Annotated in this window: 22 protein-coding genes and 1 other RNA gene; 16 read left to right on the top strand and 7 right to left on the bottom strand. The window is 45.1% G+C overall.

The genetic code is table 11. From position 1 onward, the window contains the following. Window positions 1-46 precede the first annotated feature (46 nt). The gene (locus tag ABXT60_RS12625; RefSeq protein ID WP_443630448.1) at window positions 47-253 is read right to left on the bottom strand and encodes a hypothetical protein; all 207 of its coding nucleotides are present in this window, start codon (window positions 251-253) and stop codon (window positions 47-49) included. Next, window positions 253-1,053 carry a Bax inhibitor-1/YccA family protein gene (locus ABXT60_RS12620; protein WP_443630447.1) on the bottom strand — a complete coding sequence of 267 codons (801 nt, stop codon included), beginning with the start codon at window positions 1,051-1,053 and terminating at the stop codon, window positions 253-255. The genes ABXT60_RS12625 and ABXT60_RS12620 overlap by 1 nt, the downstream gene beginning before the upstream one ends. Before the next feature lie 869 nt (window positions 1,054-1,922). Here ABXT60_RS12620 and ABXT60_RS12615 point away from each other — a divergent pair. Next, window positions 1,923-2,234, top strand: a complete 312-nt coding sequence (locus ABXT60_RS12615; RefSeq protein ID WP_443630446.1) for a hypothetical protein — start codon at window positions 1,923-1,925, stop codon at window positions 2,232-2,234. Between the two features lie 983 nt (window positions 2,235-3,217). On the opposite strand, the gene ABXT60_RS12610 is transcribed toward ABXT60_RS12615, so the two are convergent. Continuing rightward, the gene (locus ABXT60_RS12610; protein WP_443630445.1) at window positions 3,218-5,083 is read right to left on the bottom strand and encodes a sigma-54-dependent Fis family transcriptional regulator; all 1,866 of its coding nucleotides are present in this window, start codon (window positions 5,081-5,083) and stop codon (window positions 3,218-3,220) included. A gap of 198 nt (window positions 5,084-5,281) precedes the next feature. On the opposite strand from ABXT60_RS12610, the gene ABXT60_RS12605 reads away from it, so the two are divergent. The 6 genes from ABXT60_RS12605 to ABXT60_RS12580 are packed head-to-tail and all read left to right on the top strand — an operon-like array spanning window position 5,282 to window position 11,832. Next, window positions 5,282-6,334, top strand: a complete 1,053-nt coding sequence (locus ABXT60_RS12605; protein WP_443630444.1) for an NAD(P)-dependent alcohol dehydrogenase — start codon at window positions 5,282-5,284, stop codon at window positions 6,332-6,334. 35 nt (window positions 6,335-6,369) lie between these two features. After that, window positions 6,370-7,905: an ABC transporter substrate-binding protein gene (locus tag ABXT60_RS12600; protein WP_443630443.1), complete on the top strand. Its 1,536-nt coding sequence runs from the start codon at window positions 6,370-6,372 to the stop codon at window positions 7,903-7,905. Window positions 7,906-7,958: 53 nt separating this feature from the next. Then, complete coding sequence (locus tag ABXT60_RS12595; RefSeq protein ID WP_443630442.1) at window positions 7,959-8,825, top strand: carbohydrate ABC transporter permease; 867 nt, start codon at window positions 7,959-7,961, stop codon at window positions 8,823-8,825. 1 nt (window position 8,826) lies between these two features. After that, complete coding sequence (locus tag ABXT60_RS12590; protein WP_046486195.1) at window positions 8,827-9,672, top strand: carbohydrate ABC transporter permease; 846 nt, start codon at window positions 8,827-8,829, stop codon at window positions 9,670-9,672. A 5-nt stretch (window positions 9,673-9,677) separates the two neighbouring features. Continuing rightward, complete coding sequence (locus ABXT60_RS12585; protein ID WP_443630441.1) at window positions 9,678-10,730, top strand: ABC transporter ATP-binding protein; 1,053 nt, start codon at window positions 9,678-9,680, stop codon at window positions 10,728-10,730. 1 nt (window position 10,731) lies between these two features. Further along, complete coding sequence (locus ABXT60_RS12580) at window positions 10,732-11,832, top strand: ABC transporter ATP-binding protein (RefSeq protein WP_443630440.1); 1,101 nt, start codon at window positions 10,732-10,734, stop codon at window positions 11,830-11,832. Window positions 11,833-12,231: 399 nt separating this feature from the next. Here ABXT60_RS12580 and ssrA read toward each other — a convergent pair. Together ssrA and smpB are read right to left on the bottom strand one after the other, a co-directional pair. Continuing rightward, window positions 12,232-12,586: a transfer-messenger RNA gene (gene ssrA / locus ABXT60_RS12575) on the bottom strand. Between the two features lie 157 nt (window positions 12,587-12,743). Next, window positions 12,744-13,223, bottom strand: coding sequence for an SsrA-binding protein SmpB (smpB, locus tag ABXT60_RS12570; RefSeq protein ID WP_443630439.1), 480 nt, complete (start codon window positions 13,221-13,223; stop codon window positions 12,744-12,746). A gap of 119 nt (window positions 13,224-13,342) precedes the next feature. On the opposite strand from smpB, the gene ABXT60_RS12565 reads away from it, so the two are divergent. Beyond that, window positions 13,343-13,771, top strand: a complete 429-nt coding sequence (locus tag ABXT60_RS12565; RefSeq protein WP_443630438.1) for a type II toxin-antitoxin system RatA family toxin — start codon at window positions 13,343-13,345, stop codon at window positions 13,769-13,771. Window positions 13,772-13,778: 7 nt separating this feature from the next. Continuing rightward, window positions 13,779-14,111: an RnfH family protein gene (locus tag ABXT60_RS12560; protein ID WP_443630437.1), complete on the top strand. Its 333-nt coding sequence runs from the start codon at window positions 13,779-13,781 to the stop codon at window positions 14,109-14,111. Window positions 14,112-14,136: 25 nt separating this feature from the next. Here the strand turns inward: ABXT60_RS12560 and ABXT60_RS12555 are convergent, their stop codons facing one another. Beyond that, window positions 14,137-14,457, bottom strand: coding sequence for an outer membrane protein assembly factor BamE (locus tag ABXT60_RS12555; protein WP_443630436.1), 321 nt, complete (start codon window positions 14,455-14,457; stop codon window positions 14,137-14,139). A 79-nt stretch (window positions 14,458-14,536) separates the two neighbouring features. Here ABXT60_RS12555 and fur point away from each other — a divergent pair, with 79 nt between their 5' ends. Next, entirely contained in the window at window positions 14,537-14,947 is a 411-nt protein-coding gene (gene fur, locus ABXT60_RS12550) for a ferric iron uptake transcriptional regulator (protein ID WP_443630435.1), read from the top strand. 27 nt (window positions 14,948-14,974) lie between these two features. Here fur and recN read toward each other — a convergent pair whose 3' ends face one another. Further along, a complete protein-coding gene (gene recN, locus ABXT60_RS12545) occupies window positions 14,975-16,657 on the bottom strand; it encodes a DNA repair protein RecN (RefSeq protein ID WP_443630434.1) in 1,683 nt (560 codons plus the stop codon). A 206-nt stretch (window positions 16,658-16,863) separates the two neighbouring features. On the opposite strand from recN, the gene grpE reads away from it, so the two are divergent. The 6 genes from grpE (at window position 16,864) to carB (ending at window position 26,235) form a co-directional block, all read left to right on the top strand. Continuing rightward, the gene (gene grpE, locus ABXT60_RS12540; protein WP_443630433.1) at window positions 16,864-17,445 is read left to right on the top strand and encodes a nucleotide exchange factor GrpE; all 582 of its coding nucleotides are present in this window, start codon (window positions 16,864-16,866) and stop codon (window positions 17,443-17,445) included. A 161-nt stretch (window positions 17,446-17,606) separates the two neighbouring features. Next, window positions 17,607-19,529 (top strand): molecular chaperone DnaK, encoded by a 1,923-nt coding sequence (dnaK, locus tag ABXT60_RS12535; protein WP_443632111.1) that lies wholly within the window; start codon window positions 17,607-17,609, stop codon window positions 19,527-19,529. 122 nt (window positions 19,530-19,651) lie between these two features. Beyond that, window positions 19,652-20,773: a molecular chaperone DnaJ gene (dnaJ, locus tag ABXT60_RS12530; RefSeq protein ID WP_443630432.1), complete on the top strand. Its 1,122-nt coding sequence runs from the start codon at window positions 19,652-19,654 to the stop codon at window positions 20,771-20,773. 51 nt (window positions 20,774-20,824) lie between these two features. Continuing rightward, window positions 20,825-21,631 (top strand): 4-hydroxy-tetrahydrodipicolinate reductase, encoded by an 807-nt coding sequence (gene dapB / locus ABXT60_RS12525; protein ID WP_443630431.1) that lies wholly within the window; start codon window positions 20,825-20,827, stop codon window positions 21,629-21,631. Window positions 21,632-21,852: 221 nt separating this feature from the next. Continuing rightward, on the top strand, window positions 21,853-22,986 hold the full coding sequence (carA, locus tag ABXT60_RS12520) for a glutamine-hydrolyzing carbamoyl-phosphate synthase small subunit (protein WP_443630430.1): 1,134 nt from the start codon (window positions 21,853-21,855) through the stop codon (window positions 22,984-22,986). Between the two features lie 27 nt (window positions 22,987-23,013). Continuing rightward, the gene (gene carB, locus ABXT60_RS12515; protein WP_443630429.1) at window positions 23,014-26,235 is read left to right on the top strand and encodes a carbamoyl-phosphate synthase large subunit; all 3,222 of its coding nucleotides are present in this window, start codon (window positions 23,014-23,016) and stop codon (window positions 26,233-26,235) included. The last annotated feature ends 3 nt before the right edge of the window (window positions 26,236-26,238 follow it).

Genomic DNA, 26,238 nt, shown 5'->3' with positions numbered 1-26,238 from the left:
ATGATTGTTTGCAGGAAACCAATAGGAACACGACCCACTCCTGCAGCTAAATAAACTGCTGGACCAACACAATACCTCCGACCAGTGCGAGGGAATACAACAAAATTTTCCATATTGAAAATTTCCGCACTGACCAGTCTATGCGGTCATCTCGCTCAGTCTGCTTCTTAGAGGCTTTAAACTTGCCGAGATAGAAAAAAACAGCTAATGACAAAACTGCCATGGAGCCAAAGACTAAAGTATTGGCATCCATTAGCGACTTCTCAGTTTAGCCAATAGCCTGAGCATTTCAAGGTAGAGCCATATCAGCGTCACCATCAGAGAAAAAGCACCGAACCATTCCATGTATTTGGGTGCGCCCATCTCTGAACCTTGTTCAATAAAATCGAAATCCAACACCAAATTAAGCGCGGCAATGGCGACGACAAATAGACTAAAGCCAATACCAAATAAACCGTTTGAGTGAATAAATCCTATGCCGCCAGAACCGAACATATTCATTACCATACTAACCAAATAAAGCACACCAATCCCCATAGTGGCTGAAGTCACCATCAAGCGAAAATTTTCTGTGGGCTTAACGATGCCCGTTTTGTACAGGAACAGCAATGATGCAAGAGTACCCAACGTCAAGCCTACCGCCTGGATCACAATGCCTGGATATTGCATCTCAAAGATACCCGAGATAGCACCCAAAAATAGGCCCTGAGATAAAGCATACAGCGGCGCTGTTATACCAGACCACTGCTTTTTAAATATAGTCACCAGAGCAAATACAAAGCCCAGGATCGCACCACCAATCGCGAGCGGCATCACTGCTGCTGAGTTACCACTTTCAAAAAACAGGTTCCATGTCCAGGACGCTGACAACACCACCAATGCCAGTAATATACCGGTCTTGTTCACTGTCCCCTGCAGCGTCATGGTCTGTGACGACGTTGATTGAATGCCGCGTGTTGGTGATGATGATTGGGCACTCTTGCTGAACGTATCGGCCTTCAACGCCGGGTTGCCTGAGCGACCGAACATTTGAAGCGCTCTATGATTAGACATATATTAACCCCTAAGTTTATAACAAAAATTCCTCCCTAAACGCGCTAATGTGCGAGCCGCCAGGGTCGGTTAAAGCTTAAAGTAATGATAGCCGATTAGGCTCCCTAACCCAATATTATTGGGCAAAAATTTTTCCTTAAAAAGAGACTCAATAATAAAACCCAGACGCACATCAAAAAAATAGAAAGGAAGTTTAGAACAAGGGCAGCATTATGGACAAGGAACCCTAATTAACGGGCTTGGTGAGGCTCACGATGTTGATTTTGAGGGGGAATGTATTTTTCAAAGAAGAGTGTTTAAAGTTACAAACAGGAAACTAATGGCACTAAACATGCGCCAGGTAGTGGCCTTTGAATGGCCTTTATTTATCCCTTTGGGATAGTTCAAGGTGAATGAAGTTGTGCACTTAAGTACAGATGTAATACCATCATCCACATTAACAATACGCTATAGTCTATTTTCGTGAGAGTGAGAACCAAAAACTGTTATGTGTGTAAGGACGCAAAGGAAGTCCTGTACAGGTGTCAATATCAAGACCTAAAGGATTGGGTGTTCCTATGTGGAAAGTGTCTCACGGATGTTAAGGTACGTTTTGAGGATACTTACCAATACGGTGGAACTTGGAAAAGTAAGAAAAAATAGATGTGCCCTTAAAACCGAAGGTGTTTTTATAATCTATAAATGTATTATTATTTAAATACCCTAATTACTTTTCAAAACAGGTATTAAAAAGCCCCAAAATCTGTCTTAAAATAAGGTAATAAGGCTAATTGTGGGTCTCAATAATAACCCTTGAAACATATGTGGTGCATATAGAAGCAAAAATGAAACCCTTTGATAAGGAACTTACCTAATGAGAACCAAGGCGCATGAACACAACGAAACCTGATGATTATGTATATACGGCTATAGATGCCATAGATGAGGTTTCTTGTGGGAACACCCGTAAAGATGAACCTAAGCCAACTTCAGGAAAGGATAAATGGCATAAACTAAATAGGTGGCAGAAGGTCTGGTTAGTCTCTGTTGTTATTCAAAAGCTTATTATTGTGCTAATGAGCTTAGCTACAATGGACTTTAGCTTTGCATTTATCATGATAATTATCATCTTGAATGTAAATTGCCTAGTCTATGGTGTGGGCTTAGCCATTGCTTGGGGTCTTCGGCGAGTCAAAGCGTAGTTCTGTCTTTAACTCTGGGACATGAAGAGGAAGGGTTGGCAGAGAAGGACCGCTAGAACCTTCTCTGCCATAACTATTTATATACCTGCCAACTAGAACCGACACGTATAACTTCAACTTTCCTTTTCTTCGCCAACTGAGTAAGTATAAGGTGAGTAGTAAACCCAATAAAGAATCCAGCAACACAAGCTATAGTAGTAATCATAACAACTCCAATGTGAGCTAAGGGATAGGCAGAGCAGTGACTCTGGGACTGGGCTGCCAGTAAGAGAAACAACGGGGTTAGGATAAACCCCGCGGTCAAAGGAGAGCTTAAGATAAGCTCGTGAAGCCCCCCAATCCTCAAGGGCTAAGTTATCAATAATTGTGTTCACCAACAATACTGATTACATGCTTTTACATTGCTTACAAAGGCTTACGTTACAGCCACTTTAAGCAACATTAGCTTAGGTGTCACAAGTGTATAACTGGGTTCAAAAAGTGAAGTGTGTGATGCGCTGCAGATGGCTATAAGCCTGCTGTTGACTGCTGTGATTGAGTTGTATTTTGGCTACAAAAGGCGTTGCATTAACCGACTTATTGGGCTGTTTAGATGGCCTGTATGCGGCCTAAGTGCTTGAGGCAATAAAAAGCCCCGATACCCCTATGAAGGGTGTAACGAGGCTAATTGTGAGTCTCAATAATAACGCTTGAAACTTGTATGTGGTGGAGGTGGGAGTCGAAACTATTTCTCATATCCCCTCTAGCTATATTTCTTATAATTAGTTCTGTTTGCGTGTACCCATAGATAAATGCTTAAACTAGAACTTATGCTTTATCTTTACACTGAAGCGCACTAGCAAAAATATAACATGCCCCAGTGACAGCTTAAACCCCTGGGATTTATAGGATTATGGTACAAATGTCAGAAAGGGAAAGTGTAGAGTAACTGTTTATAAGGCCACGCCTTACTTAATTATACTTTACTCCTTTCGCTAGGCTTTTTAGTCGATGTGGTGAGCTTTGACCGTATTTCGCGCAACGCCAAGTTGGCGTGCGGCTAGAGCGATATTACCACTACATTCCAGTACAGTTTTTCTAATTTCAAGGCATTGAATCTCCTTAGCCATGTAGCCTTTACAACGTGTGCAGGCTGATATTTCGAATTCATGTTGCCCTAAAATTCGTACAATACTTTCTGTCTTTATCATACCTTCATGATGCTGGGAAACTAGCGTTCGCAAGCTCCAATCTAGATCAGACAAATTATCAATTGCGGCACTTGTACGAAGAGCTTCTATAGCGTTGTTTGATAATGAGTGCTGCGATGAAATTACTGCAAGCATTGAACTGCATAAGTGCCGAAAATCAGAGCGGTTCCTAAGTTTGGGTAAGAAAAGTGAGAAACCTGCCAGGCGATTCTCTAACTGCTGAAATGGCCCTTTAGCAGTGTTTTTCGCATTAGCATAAAGCCTGCTGCTTAAAATAACCCACTCACCATCACCGAGTAACTGTGTTCTCCTGTGAGTACAACGGTTTAACAGCGTGGTTAAAATTGGAACAATGTCGATTGACAAAAGATCAACTCGATCTAAATAAAGTGTGCCACCTTTATTTAGATCAATCTTATCCTCCATCGAAGTGTTACTGCTCGTGCTAGGTCTCAATTGGGCAATGAGCTGGCTCTCAACTGAATCAACAGTTAATGTTGCACAATCCAAAATTATAAAACTTTTTTTAGGGTGTAGCTGATCATGGATTTCTTCGGCTATTGTATTTTTACCCGTTCCTGGACCGCCCGCTATCATTACTGGGAGGCCTTGTAGAGCAGATTTTTTAGCTAATCGAAGATTGTGCCGTAATGCTTCATCTTTGAACACGCGCCCATCGTCAAAATCTTCAGTTGTTAATTGTTGGTGATAGATAGGGTCAACTGGCAAAAAAACCTTAGAATTTATTAGTTTACTACTCGCGCTGTGAGTAAGTCTAAGACGAGCAAAATACCCAGAGTGCAACCAGTCTTTGATTTGAACAACTTCACCTTTACAAATGCGCTCCATCAATGGAAAAAACTGCCCCATAAAGACATCTTCGAATTTTGGTGTACTGGTTAGCCTTAAACCTGTTAAAAGTTCTCCTGTATGGCGGTTGGCACCGGTAATATACCCCTCTTGGTTAAAGGCGATCATGGCAACATTTTGGGTTTGAAGGTATTCTTGGCGCGGGTGGAATTGGATGATGTGATCGCTACGATGATCGTCTACAAAAAGTCGATTTTCAACATTTTGAGCAGCTAGATTGACCAAGGCGAGGGTATGGTATTGACGTACAGTAACCTCAGAAGAGGCATCAATTAGTCCAATTAAATGGCCACTACTATCAAATATCGGAGCTGATAAACACGACACACTGCCCTCTCTAGAGAAAAAGTGTTCACGGCCTGTAACGTTGCATGGTTGGCCTGTGTAAAGTGCCAGCCCAAGCGCATTAGTGCCGCGGATGCTTTCATTCCAAATTGAGCCAGGCACAATGCTTTGCCCACACACTGACGTGCGAAATTCTTCATCAATAATTCGATCAAGAACAACGCCATCACTGTCTGCGAACGCCAACAAAAAGTTTGGCCCAGCAATTTGGGCGCTTAAAAGCTCCAGTTCGGGCCTCACCAAACGCATTACAAGGTCTAACTTATCACGGCGCTGGTGTAGGTCTGTGTGTGAAACAACGCACTCTTCAGGTTTGCTTAATGGGTCTAAACCTATGTTGACACAACGCCTCCAACTGTCTGCAATAGGCGCTGGAATTGCTCCATGAGCAAATTTGCCATTGAGTTCTAATGCGTTACGAGCTTTTTCAAATGTAGTTTCCAATAGACTCTCCAAGGTTCAGCAAATAATATGACCGCTCAAACACTTTAAAGAAAGTACATTTACACAATCTGTCAAATATTGACCACCTAAAGTGAACTGATGTGCAAAATTTGACAGCCTAAACGCAAACAGCAAGAAAATTTATTGGTTATATTTGAAGCATAAACGGTTAAGCAGTTCTATATTTCGGAGAGTCCAATGAAGGCGCAAGTTTTACATAAATACGATGACGACCTAAGTGCATCATCCTGGGTTGAATACATTGACGTTCCAGATCCTACGATTACAAAAGGGTCTGACGTTATCGTGCGTATTGGTGGCGCAGGCGTCTGCCGCACAGACCTGCACGTTATTGAAGGTGTTTGGCGCCCGCACATGGACCCCACCGGTGACCAGTTACTGCCCCTTATATTAGGCCATGAAAATGCCGGTTGGGTTGAAGACGTAGGCCCAGAAGTGGAAGGTTTGAAGAAAGGTGACCCTGTTATTGTCCATCCAAAGATTTCAAATGGCACATGCATTGCCTGCCGACGCGGACAAGATATGCATGGCGAAGGCACTTTCCCTGGGCTTGATTCAGACGGTGGCTACGCAGAAGCCTTGGTGACATCAGAGCGCAATATTATTAAGTTACCAGATTCCCTCCTACCGAAAGAAGTTGCACCTTATTCAGATGCTGGGCTAACAGCCTACAGGGCAGCAAAAAAAGCCACACGACATTTACTCCCTGGTGAGTACTGCGTAGTCATTGGTGCTGGAGGTTTAGGACATATTGCCATTCAAGTTCTTCGTGCCATGTGTGCTGCAGAAATTATTGTAGTAGATACATCTGCTAAGTCACTTGAACTTGCTGGCAAGTGTGGCGCCAATTATCTGGTACAAGCTGATGGTGGTGAAGTAGAGGCCGTTTTAGCACTAACAAAAGGGCATGGAGCTCAAGCAGTATTAGACTTTGTTGGTGAGAAAGGTACAACCAGAAAAGGGTTAGCAATGACCCGAGCTGCTGGCAGCTACTATGTAGTAGGTTATGGCGAAGATATTCAGGTACCCACTGTAGACCTAGTAATTACCGAAAAGAATATCATCGGCAATCTTGTTGGCACTTGGGCTGAGTTAACTGAATTGATGGAGCTGGCCCACAGGGGCTTAGTGGACCTTACCACTAAAGAATACTCGCTAAAGGATGCAAATCTTGCATTACGCGACTTGCACGAAGGTAAGATCACCGGACGCGCCGTACTGATCCCCTAAATTTTATTGAAATTTAAATAAACTGGAGTAAAACAATGATAAAAATAAGTAAGTTTATAGGGCCTGCAACTTTGCTGGCCCTGGCTGTCGCGGCTGCTACGCCTGCAATGGCAAAAGATTACACGCAATTTGGTATTGAAAAGGATTTGCCAGGTACCTGTAGCTACGAGGCTACAGATGCTAAGGATTATTCTGGGCGCTCCTTAAATGTGATTACCCATGCAATACCAGTAATTGGTGAGCCAACAGCACTTCATGCTGAGCAATTTGCAGCACTTACCGGAGCAGAAGTTAACGTTGTACATGTGCCTTTTGGTGATCTATTTCAACGCATAATGATCCCCTTTCAAAGTGATCAGAATGCTTATGACGTATTATTTTATGCCTCACTTTGGATTGGCGATTTCAACCGCTTTTTAGAGCCAGTGCCACAGAAGTATATTGATTCAACAGGCATGTCAGATGTGACCGATAGCTTCACGGGTGTTGCTACTTGGAATGGCGAGATGATTCAGTACCCAATGGATGGCGATCGCCATTACCTAAAGTACCGTACTGATATTTTTGACAACGCTGAAGTGCAAGCTAAGTTCCTTGCCGACACGGGTAGTGCGTTAACAGTGCCTGAAACATGGGAAGACTACAATAAGGTGGCTGCCTACTTTAATGATCGCGATTGGGATGGCGATGGCGAACTAAACTATGGTTCAGCTGAAGTAGCCAAGCGTGATGATTTGATGTTCTCTGCGTTTATTAGCCGCGCTGCTCCTTATGCAAAGCATCCTGATGTGAAAGGTGGTTTCTTCTTTGATCTAGAAACAATGGAACCATTAATTAATTCACCAGGCTTTGTACGTGGCCTACAATTGTTTGTTGATGCACAGAAAAGCTTTCCACCTGGTGGCAATAACTTCGGTCTTGGCGATGAGATATTCTCCTTTGGTGGTGGTCAAACGTTGATGAGCTACAGCTGGGATGATGCGTATGTTCAAGCTAACCAAAAAGATAGCCGCATTCGCAATATGGTTGCAGCAGCGCCTCTGCCTGGCGCAGGTGAAGTTTGGAACCGTGATACAGGCACGTGGGACACGTTTGCTACACCCAACCGTGCACCCTACATGACCTGGGGCTGGTCTTCTGCAGTTTCACAAATGTCTGAAGAAAAGGAAATGGCTTTTGACTTCTTGTGCTTCTTTGCAAATGAAGCTAACGCCAAGAACGACCTACAAATTGGCCGTTTTGGAGTTAACCCTTACCGCAATGAGCATTTAGATGTAGACTTCTGGAAAGGTCAGGGCTGGGAAGACAAAACAGCTGAATCCTATGTTTCAACTTTGTCAGATATGGAAGAAAGTCAGAACCGCGTGTTTGACCTGCGCGTTCCGGGTGTAAGCCAGTTTATGTCATCAATGGCCAACGGTGTTGCTGAAGCCATGGCTGGGCAGAAATCTGCGCAAGACGCGCTCGATGGTGTGGCCAAAGAATGGGCTGAAATTACTGAGCGTATTGGTAAAGATCGGTTGCGTGCAGCTTATGCTAACGTTGTTAAGCTTGAAGACAACGAAGGTTGATGCCGTAGGGTGGGCGCCTTTAGGCGCCCACCAACAATCTTGGAAAAAATATAATGTTATCTTCAAAGCACTTTTTTTTACTACCAGCCCTTTTGACGCTGGTAGCTATCATTCTTTTCCCACTTTTATTCACGGTTAGAGTTAGCTTTTCAAGCTGGGATGTATTTCAGTCTGGGCTCGATTTTATTGGTGGTAGCAACTACGTTCGCGTATTTGCGGACGATCGATTCTGGCAAAGCCTACAACGCTTATCACTTCTTTCAATCATATCTGTATCATTGCAATATACCCTAGGCTTTGCGCTTGCCTTAGCGGTATGGAAACAGGTCAGAGGTGGTCGCTTATTACGGGTGTTGTTCCTCATCCCAATGATGACCACTCCAGTGGTTATGTCGGTTATTTGGCGCACTGTTTTTCATGAAAGTTTAGGGCCAGTGAATGATATTTTAAGTGCATTTGGTGTCGGTCCTGTGCCGTGGCTTTCAAGTGCTACGGGAGCCTTTATTAGCGTTCTTATTGTAGAGGTTTGGCAGTGGACCCCCTTTATGTTCTTGCTTTTGTTGGCTGGCTTGGTGTCGTTGCCAAAAGAGCCCTATCTTGCTGCAGCGATCGATGGTGCTGGCACGTGGCGGACATTTTGGCAGGTGACCTTTCCCTTGATGGCGCCTATTACTATCGGTGCATTGATTATTCGGCTCATTGAGGCGTCGAAGATTATGGACACCGTCTATGTGCTTACTTCGGGTGGCCCAGGAACTGCAACTGAAACCTCCTCGTATTATATTTATATACGTGGTTTGAGAGATTTCCAGATTGGCTACTCTGCAGCTTTGTCACTTGTGTATCTGGTGATTATGATTATAAGCCTCACTATAATTGCTAAACTTCTGTTACGCACACTGGTTGGGAAGGACGAATAAAATGAATAAGTTCTACCACACACTTAAAACTCTTTTTTTACTAGGTTGGTCAATTTTTGTTGTGTTTCCCTTTCTTTGGGCGCTATCAACTTCATTCAAAGACGCAAACGCCATTACTAGTGGTGCTACTTACATTCCATGGGTAGATTTTGAACCGTCGACCCAGGGCTGGACTTCACTCTTCACCAACGGTTCTCAGGGTATTAATATTGTTGGACCATTTATAGACTCTGCGGCTGTTACCCTTATTGCCAGCCTTGTGAGTTTAATTTTGGGCACACTTGCAGCCTATGGTTTGTCTAGGTTTGAGTACCGCTTAGGTTTTGTGAAAAACGCAGACATTACCTTTTTCTTCATATCTCAGCGAATTATGCCACCGATTGTGCTGGCTATACCCTTTTTTTTAATGCTTAAGGAACTGGGTGCGTTGGACACTATTTTTGGATTGGTTCTGGTGTATGTGGCATTGCTTTTGCCTATTGCTGTTTGGGTGATGACTGATTTCTTTGCAGGTATTCCCAAAGAACTAGACGAAATGGCCATGACCGATGGATGTAGCCCTATTGGGGCATTTTTCCGAGTAATTCTGCCTAATTCAGTGCCAGGCCTTGTGGTTGCAGGGATGTTCTGCCTTATCTTTGGGTGGAATGACTTCTTCTTTGCCTTTACGCTAACGTTTACTGAAACGCAGCTATTGCCAGTATCAATTGTTTCCCTTAACTCTTCAGTGACGCCTTGGTGGTCGCTGTCAGCCTTTGCGCTAATTTCTGTTGCACCACTAGCCTTAGTTGCAATCGTTGTTGAGCGTTATATGTCACGCGGCACAATGTCCGGGGCCATTAGGTAATTATCATGCTTCAAATTGATCATCTCACAACTGCCAAAGCCAAAGTTTCTTTGGATAATGTCTCATTCCTTTTTGAGGCGGGTAATATTTATACTATCTTAGGCCGCACAGGTGCAGGAAAAACTGAGCTTTTGCGGGCCTTAATGGGGCTCAATCCTTTAATTAATGGTGACATCAAGTTAGACAAAGAAAACATCACCAAACGTCCCATCAGGGACCGCAATATGTCACTTGTGTACCAGCAGTTTATTAACTACCCACACCTTAGTGTTCTGGATAACGTGGCTTTTCCGTTGCGTCGACAGGGTAAGAAGAAAGCTCAGGCCCAGGCGCTTGCTAGTACTATGTTGACCACCGTGGGGTTGGGAGACTTTTTACATCGAAGGCCCTCACAACTCTCTGGTGGTCAGCAACAGCGTGTTGCTCTGGCGCGGGCAATGGTCAAACAGTCTCGTATCTTAATGCTAGATGAGCCATTGGCTAATCTTGACTATAAACTGCGCGAACAGTTGCGTGAGGAGTTTCCACGGTTAGTAGCAGACAATCAAGAAAGTGTAATTCTTTACACCACCACAGAGCCACGTGAGGCAATGGAGTTGGGTAACACTATGATCGTTATGCATGACGGGGAAATAATTGCCAGTGGGCCACCTGCAGACCTATTCGCACACCCACCCACTAAAGATACTGCAAGCGTAATAAGTGACCCTCCAATTTCCTTTATCTCTGGGTTTGTACGTGACCAAGTGCTTTACTTTGGTGAAGGCCAGCTAGCGCCAAGTGAAGGCCTGCAACTGCCACCTGATGGCCCTGTAACTATTGCCCTTCGTCCAGATGCAATTGAGCCTGGTGGCGCATTTACAGCTAAAATTGGGTTATCCGAATTTAGTGGGTCGCAAACTATTATCCATCTTGATTTTGACTTTGGCCGAGCAATTATGATGGTTGAAGGTATAGAAACCTTCAAATCTGGTGATAACTTAAGTATCTCTATTCAAGCAGAACAAATGATGCTGTTTGCACCAGATGGCCGCAATATAACACTCAGGGACAACTAAGATGGCTAAAATTGTACTGGAAAACCTTGGACACAGTTATCTGTCCAATCCAAAAGGTGAGCATGATTTTGCGCTTAAACCGGTCAACCTCACCTGGGAAGATGGTAAAACCTATGCTTTGCTGGGGCCGTCAGGCTGTGGCAAAACAACTATGCTTAATATTATTTCAGGCTTGGTGCCTCCGTCACATGGGCGCTTATTATTTGATGATCAAGACGTAACATCGGTGCCCACATCTGCCCGAAATATTGCACAGGTATTTCAGTTCCCAGTCATTTATTCAACTAAGACAGTAAGGCAGAACCTGGCATTTCCGCTTGAATGTAGAGGGATGACTCCGTCTAAAATAAAACAGCGTGTGGCTGAAGTGGCCACACTTTTAGACCTAGACTATGCGCTTGATATGCCTGCTCGCAAGCTAAGTGCAGATCAAAAGCAATTGATCTCTTTAGGGCGTGGCCTGGTGCGGGAGGATGTAAGCGCCATTCTATTGGATGAGCCCTTAACAGTGATTGATCCACAGATGAAGTTTATGTTGCGTCGTAAACTGCGGGAGATTAATCGCCAAACGGGTATGACAATGATACTGGTAACCCACGATCAGAGTGAAGCTATGAGCTTTGCTGATGAAATTGTGGTGATGAAGGATGGTTTAGTGCAGCAATCAGGCACTCCTGAAGAACTATTTTCACAGCCACAGAATGACTTTGTTGGTTACTTCATAGGCTCGCCACCGATGAATATGATCACTTTAGAACCGAACTTGGGATCACTTAGCACAGAAGCCATCAACTTAACCAAGCCACTACCTGCAGCAATGCCAGTGGGAAATAATGTGTCCATTTACCAGATGGGTATCCGCCCTGAACACATAGTCATGGTAGATAAAGAGAGTGATAGCATTGGCAAAGGTACAATCATTAAGATAGAACACTTAGGTGTTGATGGCGTTGTCACACTAAAATTACCCACTGGAGTCATAATTAAAGCAAAGACACGTAAACATACCGAAATGACGTTAGGTGACACCTTTGGAATCCGTGTTTGTAAAAAAAATGCCTTACTATATATAGATGGAACACTTAGCTCTAGTTTAAATTGATAACTTGAATGTGTCCCAATAGTGGTGAGCTCTAATACAGAAAATGAGGCTCTCTCTTAGGATAGTTGTGTCAGATTTTTTGATGACTTACTCATGTCTACGATTAACTTACCCAGAATAGTGATTTTTTGAGTCCTAAGGCTGTGTACATACTATATGGTGATTCCCTTCATTGGGTTGGTTAATCGGCCCTGTAGAGGATCCACTGTTGCGTTTGCATAGACCATTACTAAGATGCCCCTGTGGTTACACAGGCCGTCCGAGCGCGTTTTAGCACCACAACAATGCTGTTTGAGGCTCTATGAGAATGTTACAGGCATAAAAAAGCCCCGAAACCCTTGTTTAGGAGGGTAACGAGGCTAATTGTAAGTCTCAATGATAACGCTTGAAACTCGTATGTGGTGGAGATGGGGGGAGTCGAACCCCCGTCCGCCAGTCCTCTGCCATCAGCTCTACATGTTTAGATCACTTTATTGTTTTAACCTACCGCGGCCCAAGTGTCAGGGCGCATAAGGCGATCTCGATTGGTTTTAGGGTTTTCTCCACGAGCGAGGAGTCCACACGATCCTGTTCTGCGAGCCACTTCACGACCGTTTACAGGCATCCGGTGATCAGTGTAAGCGGGATTTAAGCCGCTAGTGCGTAGTTTTCGTCGTTTGCGACTATAACTTTTGCAAGGTGGGATTAAAGAGAAACCTTACATTCTCTACATGCACCTCAGGGTTTGTAACCAACGTCGAATCCAGTCATCCCCTTAGCAGGAATGATTATAGCAGCATTAAATTAATAATGGTGTTAATTCAGAAGTTTACTAGAGTTCAAATGGTGTCAAAAGGCAAGCTAGGGCGTGTTTTTTTGGTTTTGAGTATCCAGGCACGCGGTAGTGCCTTTTTTAGTTTGCTAATGGTGGCCTAGGCCTTCATTAAAATCCGATGCTTTTGCTTACTCCAGTCACGATCTTTTTCTGTAGCGCGTTTGTCGTGCTGTTGCTTACCTTTAGCTAAGCAAATTTCACACTTCACTCGATGGCCTTTCCAGTAAAGCGCTGTAGCGACAATAGTTTGTCCAGTTTGTGACGATGAGGCAAACAAGCGAGATATTTCTTTTTTATTTAACAAAAGCTTTCGTTCACGGCGGGGCTCTGCTACCACGTGGGTGCAGGCTGTCATTAACGGTGATATGTGCATCCCTACAAGATAAGCTTCTTGGTCTTTTATAACCACATATGAATCTGTTAGGTTTGCACGGCCGTCACGAATGCTTTTAATTTCCCAACCGGTTAATACCAACCCTGCTTCGATACGCTGGTCTAAATGGTATTCAAATTTGGCCCGTTTATTGAGCGCAATGGTGCCGGAAGAGTGCTTTTGAGTTTTTGATTTCTTTGCCATGGGCGCATTCTACCTTAAGCCAGAATCTACTGCAGTGACATTTAGTGAATAATTGATGATATTGCTTTATTGGTGTCTGTTTTAACTTTAATATAGTCTTTTTATTAAGGGTAACGTCTGTGGCTAAGATAAACCGTTCGGCTTTGGTAATGCATTCTGCGGCCAGTATGTATGCGCTTGTGAATGACGTTAAGCGTTATCCAGAGTTTTTAGATGGTTGCTCTAAAGTTGATTTGATAGAGTCCACTTTAACAACGATGAGCGCTCGCTTATACTTGAGCAAGGCGGGACTTAGTTACCAGTTTGTGACACGTAATACGTTGCTAGCGGATGAAAAAATAACCTTAGCGTTGCAAGATGGTCCCTTTGATTACCTTACGGGGAGTTGGGTATTTACGCCATTAACAGATGATGCTTGTAAGGTGGAAATGGCGTTAGAATTCGGTGTTTCAGGGCTTAGAGGTAAGGCAATGAGTAGTGTTTTTAGCCCCATAGCAGGCAATATGGTGGACGCTTTTTGTAAGCGTGCAGACCACATATATAAGTGAGAATAATGTGATTGAAACTGCAGATATGATCGATGTAGAGGTGGCTTTTGCGCTACCAGATCAACAAAAAATTATGGCTTTACAAGTCCCTTGTGGCACAACAGTTTACGATGCCGCGGTAATGTCGGGTATTGTTGAACACTTTGACGGCTTGCAGCTTGCCGGCACCCCTATGGGTATTTTTGGCAAAGCGGTGAAAAACCCACAGGTAGAAAAAATTATGCAGGGTCAGCGGGTAGAAATCTATCGCCCATTAACTATAGACCCAAAGGTGGCACGGGCCAACCGTGCTGCCAAAGCAGCAGCTAAAGCAGCAGCTAAAGCGCAGCTAAAAGCCTAATAGTTATAAACAGTATGGCGGCTATTTACTGGTCTATACGGGTAACTCGACCCTGATCAAAAATGACCCTAAGTTTACGTTCTTCAAAGGTGCCATCGCCACGACGATATTGATAAATATAGTCCCAGTGGCTCGGGTTAAAGGTGTCCACCACTAGAGGTGTGCCCATAACATACTGCACTTGGCTTTGGGTTAAGCCAGGTCTAAGTAGCTCTATCATCTCATCGGTGATGAGATTACCCTGTTGGATATCAATTTTATGGACGCCTGGAAACCCTAGGCTGTCGATATTTGAGCACCCACTGGTAAGCGCGAGAAAAAGAGACGTGATAAGATAGCGTTTCATGGACCAAGTCTGTGTGTTGAATATGTGGTTGAGAATCATACCTCAATCCCCCATGAGTCTAAAGAGTGTAAACATTACTATGGCATCAGAAAGCCAAGAATTACGTAAAGCAGGGCTGAAAGTGACCTTGCCCCGTGTCAAAATCTACCAAATGCTCGAACAAGCTATGGAAGGTGACCACTGGAGTGCAGAAGATATTTATAAGCTGCTCATGGAGCAGGGTGAAGATGTTGGCTTAGCGACAGTTTATCGGGTGTTAACACAGTTTGAAGCTGCTGGCTTGGTCGTTCGCCACCACTTTGAAGGTGGTAACTCAGTATTTGAATTAGCCACTGAAAGCAGTCATGACCATATTGTTTGTATAAAATCGGGCAGAATTAAAGAGTTCAACGACCCAGTTTTAAACAAGCGCTTGGAAGAGATCGCTGCTGAATTAGGTTACGAACTTACTAGCCGCACTGTTTACCTCTATGGCGTTAGTGAAGACTAACTGCTTAGGCGCACTTTAGCTCTGCGTTTAGTGCAGGAGTGCGCCAGTACCTAACATTTCTTTAGCGTGGGCTAGTGTTTGTTGCGTTAGCTTCACACCGCCTAGCATTCGCGCAATTTCTTGTATTCTTTGATGGTCATTTAATGCGGCAACCTGGGTTTGTGTTGTTTGTCCCTGGCTAGACTTACTCACCTGCAAATGGTGCTGTGCTTGGCTTGCTACTTGTGGCAAGTGAGTGATACATAACAATTGGCAATGTTGGCCTAATTGAGACAAGAGTCGGCCAACAATTTCTGCCGTAGCCCCACCAATGCCCACGTCTACTTCATCAAAGATAAGGCTTGGCGTAATGCTAGTAGTTGCGATGACCACTTGGATCGCTAAGCTGATACGTGACAATTCACCACCAGAGGCGATTTTAGCCAGAGGCTTGGCGCTTTGGCCAGGGTTGGTGCTAATTAAAATCTCAGTGTCATCACGTCCCTGGGGCTGTAAGCGAGTCTCTGCTTTGGTCTGCATGCTTAGCTCTAATCGGCAGTTGGGCATGCCTAGTAATGAAAGTTGCTCACCCACAGCTTTTTCAAGCTGTTTAGCTGCAGCTTGTCTTGCTTTAGTGAGCTTAGCTGAAGCTCTATCGTATGCGTCGGTAAGTGCTGCCTGTTGTTCGTAGATGGCTTCAAGCTGGCCTTCTTGGTCTTGGTTTTGTTGCAGCTGCTGCTGCAGCTTATCAAGGTGTTCTGGCAGATCTGCCGCTTGAATTTTATGTTTCCTTGCCATGCTATAAATTTGGTCTAAGCGGTACTCTAAAGTTTGCAGGCGTGCTGGGTCTTCATCAAAGCCTTGTAAAAAGCTCTGTAGCTCAATCTGGCTTTCTTCTATTTGTATAACCGCACTGGCAAGCATGTCTACTGCAGCCAATAGGTGGGGGCTATGCTGGCTAAAATTCTGCAGTTGGTGCTGCCAGCGCTGCAGGCAAGCTGTGGGGTCTTCACCTAATGGGTTTTCAGGCAGGGCGCAGCGAACGGCTTGAAGCAGTTGGTCTGCATTGGCTCGTTGCTTGTGCTCTTGCTCTAGGCAGAGCAGTTCTTCAGGCAATAGGGCTAGCTGCTCAAGTTCATCCACCTGATATTGCAATAACTGTTGCTCAGCTTCAGAGAGCTGCTGGCCACCCGTTAGGGCCTTAATTTGTCGATCAAACTCAAACCAATCATGGCTTATTGATGCCACTGCTTCTTGGTGTTGTGGGTAATTGCCAAAGGCATCTAAAAGAGTTTGATGGCTGTCACGGCCTAGCAAGTGCTGGTGTTCGTGCTGGCCGTGTATATTAATTAGCTGGCGACCCAGCTCTTTAAGCGCAGTTATATTGACCGGTTTGCCGTTAATGTAGCCTCTGGAGCGGCCATCTTGGTTAATCATTCGGCGCAATATGCAGGTGTCGGGGTCTTCGGCTGCCGCCAGATGCTTAGCTGATAAGTAATCTTTCACACGGGGTAAGTGGCTAAGGTCGAATACAGCGTGAATGTCCGCTCGTTCTGCCCCCTGCTGAACACACCCAGACTCAGCTCTATCACCCAAAGTTAAGCCTAGTGCACCAAGAAGTATTGATTTACCCGCGCCAGTTTCGCCACTAATGGCGGTCATCTTGTCGCTGAAGTCTAGGTGTAAAAAATCTACTAACGCATAATGGTGAACAATTAGCTGTTGCAACATGGCGCTGCTCCGGTGAATTATTGTACTGGCATTATAACCAGTAGTGGGTTTATGTCCAGTATTTTTAGAAAGGCTTTAATATATATTTTTAAAACCTCATAAAAGCAGGGCTTAATTGCTTGAATCGCTCGACGGTGTCCCCATATAGAAGATCAGTCAAGTGACCTTATTGTAAAGGTTGCGAAAGTTATGTAACGGAGAAGTTAATGAGCGAGCAAGAACAGCCATCTGAAACTGAAGTTGAGCTAGAGCTAAAACTGGACGCCGAGGTGGTTGAAGACAGTGCTGAAGCGCCTACTGAAGACGTGTTGCAGGAAGTAACCCTAGAATCAGTGCAGGCCGAACTAGAAGTGGCCTTGGTTAAAGTAGATGAGCAGCAAGCTGATGTGTTGCGTGCGCAAGCAGAAGCGCAAAATATTCGCCGCCGTAGTGAGCAAGATGTGTCTAAGGCACACAAGTTTGGCCAAGAAAAGCTAATGACAGAAGTAGTGTCTTTGTTAGATAACTTAGGTCGTGCAATTGAAGCGGGCAGCGCTGACGGGGCTAGCTTAAAGGGCTTGCTTGAAGGTGTTGAGATGAGCCAAAAAATGCTCCTTGATGGATTACAGAAATTCAATGTAACTCAGCTAGATCCTCATGGTGAGCCGTTCAATCCAGAGTTGCACGAAGCGATGACGGCAGTGCCTAACCCAGATCTTGAGCCTAACACGGTGATGGAAGTGTTCCAAAAAGGGTACACCTTAAATGGGCGGCTTGTGCGGCCAGCCATGGTCGTGGTTTCTAAATAGAAAAATTAAGGTTTTGTAGTTGAAATTTGGGCAAATGGTCCTATATAACAAACAAGCAAGCAGGGCTAAGCCTAAGGCTAAGAACAACCTAGACCGCTAACGCTGCTGAGCAAAATTGAATCAAAAGCCCGTTAAGGGTGAATTAAGAATTGGAGTTTATGATGGGAAAGATCATTGGTATTGACTTAGGCACAACCAACTCATGTGTGTCTGTTTTAGATGGCGGCAGCGCTAAAGTAATTGAGAACGCAGAGGGCGATCGCACCACGCCTTCCATTATTGCTTTTGCTGGTGATGGAGAAATCTTGGTCGGTCAATCTGCCAAGCGTCAAGCTGTGACTAACCCGGTTAATACCTTATTTGCTATCAAACGTTTAATTGGCCGTAAGTTCAAAGATGATGTGGTACAAAAAGACATTAAAATGGTGCCTTACAAAATTGAAGCAGCCGATAACGGTGATGCTTGGGTTAACGTAAATGGCGAAAGCAAAGCACCACCGCAGATCTCTGCTGAAATCTTGAAAAAGATGAAGAAAACTGCCGAAGACTACTTAGGCGAAACGGTTACTGAAGCGGTAATTACTGTGCCTGCTTACTTTAATGATTCGCAGCGTCAGGCAACTAAAGATGCTGGCCGTATTGCTGGCCTAGAAGTTAAGCGCATTATTAACGAGCCTACAGCGGCAGCATTGGCTTATGGCCTTGATAAGAGCCGTGGCGATTCTACGATTGCTGTGTATGACTTGGGTGGTGGTACTTTTGATATTTCTATCATTGAAATTGCCGATGTAGATGGCGAGACACAGTTTGAAGTGCTAGCCACTAATGGTGACACATTCCTAGGTGGAGAAGACTTTGACCTACGGTTGATTGAGTTCTTAGCTGCTGAGTTCAAAAAAGACTCTGGTATTGATGTACATAACGACCCATTGGCATTGCAGCGTCTAAAAGAAGCTGCAGAAAAAGCTAAAGTTGAATTGTCTAGCTCTAGTCAAACTGATGTTAACTTACCGTACATTACGGCAGATGCCTCAGGCCCTAAGCACTTAAATGTTAAGATTTCTCGCGCTAAGTTAGAGTCTTTGGTAGAAGACTTGGTGTCTGGTACTCTGAAGCCGTGTGCCCAAGCGCTTAAAGATGCTGGCCTAGAGGCAAGCGAAATAGACGAAGTGATTATGGTTGGCGGCCAAAGCCGTATGCCTTTAGTTCAAACTGAAGTGACAACTTTTTTTGGTAAAGAACCACGCAAAGATGTTAACCCAGACGAAGCAGTAGCCATGGGCGCAGCGATTCAGGGTGGTGTATTGGCAGGAGACGTTACTGACGTATTGTTGCTAGATGTTACGCCTTTGACGCTTGGTATTGAAACTATGGGCGGTGTGATGACTTCGGTGATCGACAGGAACACGACCATCCCTACTAAGAAGTCTCAGGTATTCTCTACAGCTGACGACAACCAAGCTGCTGTGACCATTCATGTGTGTCAGGGTGAGCGCAAGCAGGCGACGCAGAATAAATCTTTGGGACGTTTTGACCTTAGTGATATTCCACCAGCACCCCGTGGTATGCCACAGATTGAAGTAAGTTTCGACATTGATGCCAACGGTATTTTAAATGTCTCTGCTAAAGATAAGGGTACGGGTAAAGAACAGTCCATTATCATTAAAGCCTCTTCTGGCCTCAGTGATGAAGAAATCGAGCAAATGGTACAAGATGCAGAGGCTAATGCTGCTGAAGATCAGAAGTTTGAAGAAATGGTACAAGCCCGTAATACTGCAGATGGCATGGTTCACTCATCTAAGAAGATGATTGAAGAAGCTGGTGAGAAGGCCACAGACGAAGAAAAAGCAGCAGTACAAACTGCAATTGATGCGCTTGAAGAAGCTTTAAAAGGCGAAGACAAAGAAGCCATTGAATCTGCTACTGCCACTTTAACTGAAGCCTCTGGTGCAATTGCTCAAAAGATGTATGCAGAAGACGCAGCCGCTCAGGGTGATGCTGAAAATGCTGGCGATGCAGCTGCAGATGACGCTGTTGATGCAGAGTTTGAAGAAGTTAAAGACGAAGACAAAGACAAAAAGTAAGCCGAATACGCCTGCTAGTGCTGCTTAAATGCGGCACAATGTTATAACGCGGGGCTTAGGCCCTGCGTTCTTGTATCTGCTTCTTGCAGTTAAAAATACAATAGAAGCTTAGTGGAATAACTATGTCTAAACGCGATTTTTACGAAGTTCTTGGTGTGGCCAAGGGCACTGATAAAAAAGAAATTAAAAAGGCTTTTCGCCGTATGGCGATGAAGTATCATCCAGATCGTAATCCAGGTGATAAAGCGGCCGAAGAAAGCTTCAAAGAAGTGAACGAAGCTTACGAGATTTTATCAGACGACCAAAAGAAAGCTGCGTATGACCAGCACGGTCATGCTGGAGTAGACCCAAACGCCCGCGGCGCTGGCGGTGCTGGTTTTGGTGATGTGTTTGGCGACATGTTTGGTGACATTTTTGGTGGTGCTGGTGCTGGTGGTGGCGGGCGTTCAAGCGTTCAGCGCGGATCAGACTTGCGTTACACCATGGATCTAAACCTTGAACAGGCCGTGCGTGGCACAACCGAAGAAATCCGTATACCCACTCAAGTAGAGTGTAAGCCATGTGGTGGTTCTGGTGCCAAGCCTGGTACTAGCAGCAAAACTTGCGGTACTTGCCATGGCCAAGGCCAAGTGCGCATGCAGCAAGGTTTTTTCTCAGTACAGCAAACCTGCCCAACCTGTCATGGTAACGGCAAGGTGATTAGCGACCCGTGTTATTCATGTCATGGTGAAGGCCGAGTACAAGAATACAAAACCTTATCTGTGAAGATCCCACCTGGCGTTGATACGGGTGACCGCATTCGTTTAACTGGCGAAGGTGAAGCTGGTGGAAATGGTGGCCCAAGTGGTGATTTGTATGTACAAGTATCTGTGCGTGAGCATAAGATATTCACTCGAGATGGCAAAAACTTATACTGTGAAGTGCCTATTAGCTTTACTGATGCAGCTTTGGGTGGCGAAATTGAAGTGCCGACCTTAGATGGCCGTGTTAAGTTAAAAATCCCTGAAGGCGCTCAAAGTGGTAAAATGTTCCGCCTGCGTGGTAAAGGGGTCACGCAAGTGCGAGGCGGTGGTCAAGGTGATCTTATGTGTCGTGTTGCTGTTGAAACACCAGTGCATTTGAATAAAGAGCAAAAGGATTTATTGCGTAAATTCCATGACACTATGGAAGCCACTAAAGGTAAGCATTCACCTAAAAAATCATCTTGGTTTGAAGGTGTTAAAAGCTTCTTCGAAGATAGTTAAAACAACCTGTCATTGCGAGTAAAAAAGCGTGGCAATGCATAGAGGTGCAGCATGACGCGAATAGCAGTAATGGGTGCCGCAGGGCGAATGGGTAAAGTGCTCGTTGAGGCTGTTCATCAAGCTCCTGGGTTAACCCTTGGGGCTGCAATCGTTTCGCCTAGTAGTAGTTTAGTAGGTGCAGATGCTGGCGAGTTGGCAGGTGTGGGCAAGTTGGGTGTAAGTATTAAAAGTTCTCTAGCTGGTGCAGCTGATGATTTTGATGTGCTTATAGACTTCACTAACCCAGAATTAACCTTAGCTAACTTGCAAGAATGTGTGATGCTAAGCAAAGCCATGGTAATAGGTACTACAGGCTTAAGTAGTGCGCACAAGCAAACATTAGCTGAGCAGGCTCAGCATACCCCAGTAGTATTTGCACCCAACATGAGCGTCGGTATTAACCTGTTGTTAGATATTCTCCACCGTGCAGCTAGCGTGCTTCAAGACGGCTATGATGTGGAAATTATTGAAACCCATCACCGCCATAAAGTTGATGCGCCGTCTGGTACGGCCCTGCGTTTAGGAGAGGTTGTGGCCAATGCTATGGGCCGTAACTTGGACGAATGTGCCGTTTATGGGCGTGAGGGAAATACTGGGCCACGAAAGGCTAATGAGATTGGTTTTGAAACCATTCGTGCTGGCGACGTAGTTGGCGATCATACGGTGCTGTTTGCCAGCGAAGGTGAGCGTATAGAGATTACTCATAAGGCCAGTAGTCGTATGACCTTTGCTAAAGGTGCGGTGCGCGCCTGTGCTTGGCTTCATGGCAAGCCCTCCGGTTTGTACGACATGCAAGATGTATTAGCGCTCAAAGGCTAGTCTATAAGCCCTGGCCTGAATAATCTGCTAGACAAATGGCACTTTAGTTCTGTATAATTTCGCCAGTTAAAAGGCGCAATAACTTAGCTGCCGGTCATAGCATTTATAGAAAGCGGGGTGTGTCTTACACACCTCGCTTTTTTGCGACTAGAGACCGCATCTTTTTGTACCTGTTAAAAAACATTTGCACGTATGACGCACTACACCTGAGGAGGCCCCCATTGACTACTCCCGCCATTCTGGCTTTAGAAGACGGCAGCATATTTAGAGGGGTTGCTATCGGCGCCACTGGCCAAAGTACCGGGGAGGTGGTGTTCAACACCTCAATGACTGGCTACCAAGAAATTCTAACGGACCCCTCCTACGCGCACCAAATAGTGACGCTTACCTACCCACATATTGGCAACACGGGCACTAATTCAGAAGACGAAGAGTCTGAGTTTGTCTGGTCTGCTGGTTTAGTGATTCGAGATTTACCTTTAATGGCGAGTAACTGGCGTAACACCCAACCCCTCGATGAATACCTAATTGCAAATAACGTTGTGGCTATTGCCGATATAGACACCCGTCGCCTTACGCGTATTTTGCGAGAAAAAGGTGCGCAAAGTGGCTGTATAGTGGCAGGTGACAATATTGATGAAGCTGCAGCCTTAGCCGCAGCCAAGGGGTTTTCTGGGCTAAAGGGTATGGACCTTGCCAAAGAAGTTACGGTTAAAGAGGCCTATAACTGGACTGGCTCCACCTGGGACTTAGTAGAAGGTAATCGTGAAAAGGTGGATGGTCATTTAAAGGTTGTTGCATACGACTATGGCGTTAAGCGTAATATCCTTCGTATGTTAGTTGAGCGGGGTTGTGATTTAACCGTTGTGCCTGCGCAAACATCCGCTAAAGACGTGCTAGCTATGAATCCAGATGGTGTGTTCTTGTCTAACGGCCCTGGTGATCCAGAGCCATGTGATTATGCTATTGCTGCCATCAAAGAAATTTTACAAACAGACACACCCGTGTTCGGCATTTGCTTGGGACACCAATTGCTAGCCTTGGCTTCTGGTGCTAAAACAGAGAAAATGAAGTTTGGCCATCACGGCGCCAACCACCCAGTGCAAGATCTTGACACTAAAGTGGTTATGATTACGAGTCAAAATCATGGTTTTGCTGTGTCAGAAGAGGCTATGCCAAGTCACTTGAGGGCTACGCACAAGTCCTTGTTCGATGGTTCGTTACAGGGTATTGAACGTACCGATAAGCAGGCCTTTAGTTTTCAAGGCCACCCAGAAGCAAGCCCCGGCCCGCATGACGTAGCGCCGCTGTTTGATCGATTTATCGACATCATGACAGCTCGAAAAGCTAACTAAACAGCCACAGATTATTGGATAACTGACATGCCTAAACGTTCCGACCTAGAAAGTATATTGATCCTTGGCGCTGGCCCTATCATTATTGGTCAAGCCTGTGAATTTGATTATTCTGGTGCTCAAGCCTGCAAAGCGCTTCGCGAAGAAGGCTACCGCGTTATCTTGGTAAACTCTAATCCAGCTACCATCATGACCGACCCGTCTATGGCAGATGCCACCTACATTGAGCCTATCCGCTGGGAAACAGTAGAGAAGATTATTGAAAAAGAGCGACCCAGTGCCATTTTACCTACTATGGGTGGTCAAACTGCGCTTAACTGTGCGCTCGACCTAAATCGTATGGGCGTGTTAGAAAAGTACAATGTGGAAATGATTGGTGCTGATGCAGACACCATTGATAAAGCAGAAGATAGAAATCGTTTCGACAAAGCCATGAAAAATATTGGCCTAGAGTGCCCTCGTGCTGAAATTGCCCACACTTTGGAGCAGGCATTTGATGTGCAAACGCGAATCGGTTTTCCAGCCATTATTCGGCCATCCTTCACCATGGGCGGTTCTGGTGGTGGTATTGCATACAACCGAGAAGAATTTGAAGAAATTTGCACCCGCGGATTAGATCTTTCGCCTACCAGTGAATTGCTCATTGATGAGTCTTTAATTGGTTGGAAAGAGTATGAAATGGAGGTGGTGCGTGACACCAATGACAACTGCATCATCATTTGCTCAATCGAAAATTTTGATGCCATGGGTGTGCATACGGGCGACTCTATTACTGTGGCACCAGCCCAAACCCTTACCGACAAAGAATATCAAATCATGCGCAATGCCTCACTGGCAGTGTTGCGTGAAATTGGAGTAGAAACGGGGGGTTCTAACGTACAGTTTGGTGTTAACCCAGAAGATGGCCGCATGGTGGTTATCGAAATGAATCCCCGGGTATCGCGTTCTTCGGCTCTGGCCTCTAAAGCTACGGGCTTCCCTATTGCAAGAGTTGCGGCTAAGTTGGCTGTAGGCTATACCCTAGACGAGCTACAAAACGACATTACAGGTGGTGCTACACCGGCCTCGTTTGAGCCTGCCATTGACTATGTTGTGACCAAAATCCCTCGGTTCACCTTTGAAAAATTCCCTCAAGCAGACGATCGCTTAACCACACAAATGAAGTCTGTGGGTGAGGTCATGGCCATTGGCCGCACATTCCAGGAGTCATTACAAAAAGCATTGCGTGGTTTAGAAACAGGCATCCATGGTTTGGACCCTATTTTAGACATTACCCAAGAAGATGCTCGTAGTCGAATTATTGCCGAACTTAAAATCCCTCGGGCTGATCGTATTCAATACGTCGGTGATGCATTGCGCATGGGCATGGGCGTTCAAGAAGTGTATGAATATTCTGGTATTGACCCCTGGTTTTTAGTGCAGCTGCACGATCTAATTGAAGAGGAAGCCAAGCTTTCCAAGCTAGGCCTTGCAGACCTTAATTATGAGCGTGTTTATAGCCTTAAGCGCAAGGGGTTCTCAGATATTCGATTGTCTAAGTTGTTGGGTCTTACTGAAAAAGGCTTCCGTCAACACCGCCAAAAGTTAGGTATACGTCCGGTATATAAGCGTGTAGATACCTGTGCAGCAGAGTTCGCTACTGACACGGCATATATGTACTCTACCTATGAAGAAGAATGTGAGTCTCGCCCAAGCAAGCGCAATAAGATTATGATTCTAGGTGGTGGCCCCAACCGCATTGGCCAAGGTATTGAGTTTGATTATTGCTGCGTGCATGCTGCCCTAACGATGCGCAGGCAGGGTTATGAAACCATTATGGTGAACTGCAACCCAGAGACTGTATCGACAGATTATGACACTTCAGATCGGCTCTACTTCGAGTCTGTTACTCTAGAAGATGTGTTAGAAATTGTGCACATTGAGCAGCCTGCAGGTGTGATCGTGCAGTACGGTGGGCAAACTCCACTTAAGCTTGCTGTCGATCTGGAAAATGCAGGTGTGCCGATACTAGGCACAAGCCCAGAGGCAATCGATCGCGCTGAAGACCGCGAACGGTTCCAGCAAATGATTCAACGGTTAGGTTTATTGCAGCCAGAAAACGCCACTGTGCGCACGCAAGAAGAAGCGGTTCGTGCAGCAGAAAAAATTGGCTACCCTTTGGTTGTTCGTCCATCTTATGTATTAGGTGGCCGTGCCATGGAAATTGTGCACAAAGAAACCGAACTCAAACGCTATATGAACGAGGCGGTTCAAGTGTCTCACGACTCGCCTGTATTACTAGACCGTTTCTTAAGTAATGCTGTAGAAGTGGATATAGATGCTGTGTGTGATGGTGAGCAGGTGGTTATTGGCGCTATTATGCAGCACATTGAGCAAGCGGGTATCCATTCGGGTGATTCAGCCTGTGCACTGCCTCCGTACGATCTGCCACAAAACGTGCAAGATGCAATGCGTGAGCAAGTAAAGCGTATGGCTTTAGAACTGGGTGTCATTGGTTTAATGAACACTCAGTTGGCATGGCAAGATGGTAAAATATATGTCATTGAAGTGAACCCACGTGCTTCTCGCACTGTGCCTTTTGTATCTAAGTGTATTGGTGTTTCGTTAGCAGACATTGGTGCTCAAGTTATGGCGGGTAAGCTCCTTGAAGACATCGGCTTCACTAAAGAGATTATTCCAGGCTATTTTAGTGTTAAAGAAGCAGTATTTCCGTTTGACAAGTTCCCAGGTGTTGACCCAATCCTCAGCCCAGAGATGAAGTCAACGGGCGAAGTAATGGGGATTGGTGATAGCTTTGCGGAAGCCTTTTCTAAGGCACACATAGGTACTGGTCAGTCTATGCCGGTGGCTGGAAAAGCTTTTATTTCTGTACGTGAAGTAGATAAGCCTGCATCTCTTAAGTTGGCAGCAGGCCTAATTAACCTTGGGTTCACTTTGGTTGCGACTGGAGGAACTCAAAAAACATTGATTAACGCTGGTTTCGAATGTGAGCTAGTCAATAAAGTAATGGAAGGTCGTCCTAATATTGTTGATAAGATCAAGAACGACGAGATCACTTTTGTTGTAAATACAACAGAAGGGCGTCAGGCTATTAATGACTCATCACTGATTCGTCGCTCTGCGTTACAGCATAAAGTGGCTTATTCCACTACCCTAACTGGCGGTCTTGCAGTGATGGAAGGTTTAGCGTTTGGGGAAGAACAAGAAGTGCGTCGTTTGCAAGATATGCATGCTACGCTGACAGCATAAGGA

Source organism: Candidatus Njordibacter sp. Uisw_056 (assembly GCF_047730085.1).
Lineage (GTDB): Bacteria > Pseudomonadota > Gammaproteobacteria > Pseudomonadales > Balneatricaceae > Njordibacter.
The sequence above is the reverse complement of the archived record's forward strand: the minus strand, read 5'-3'. Positions and strand labels throughout refer to the sequence as shown.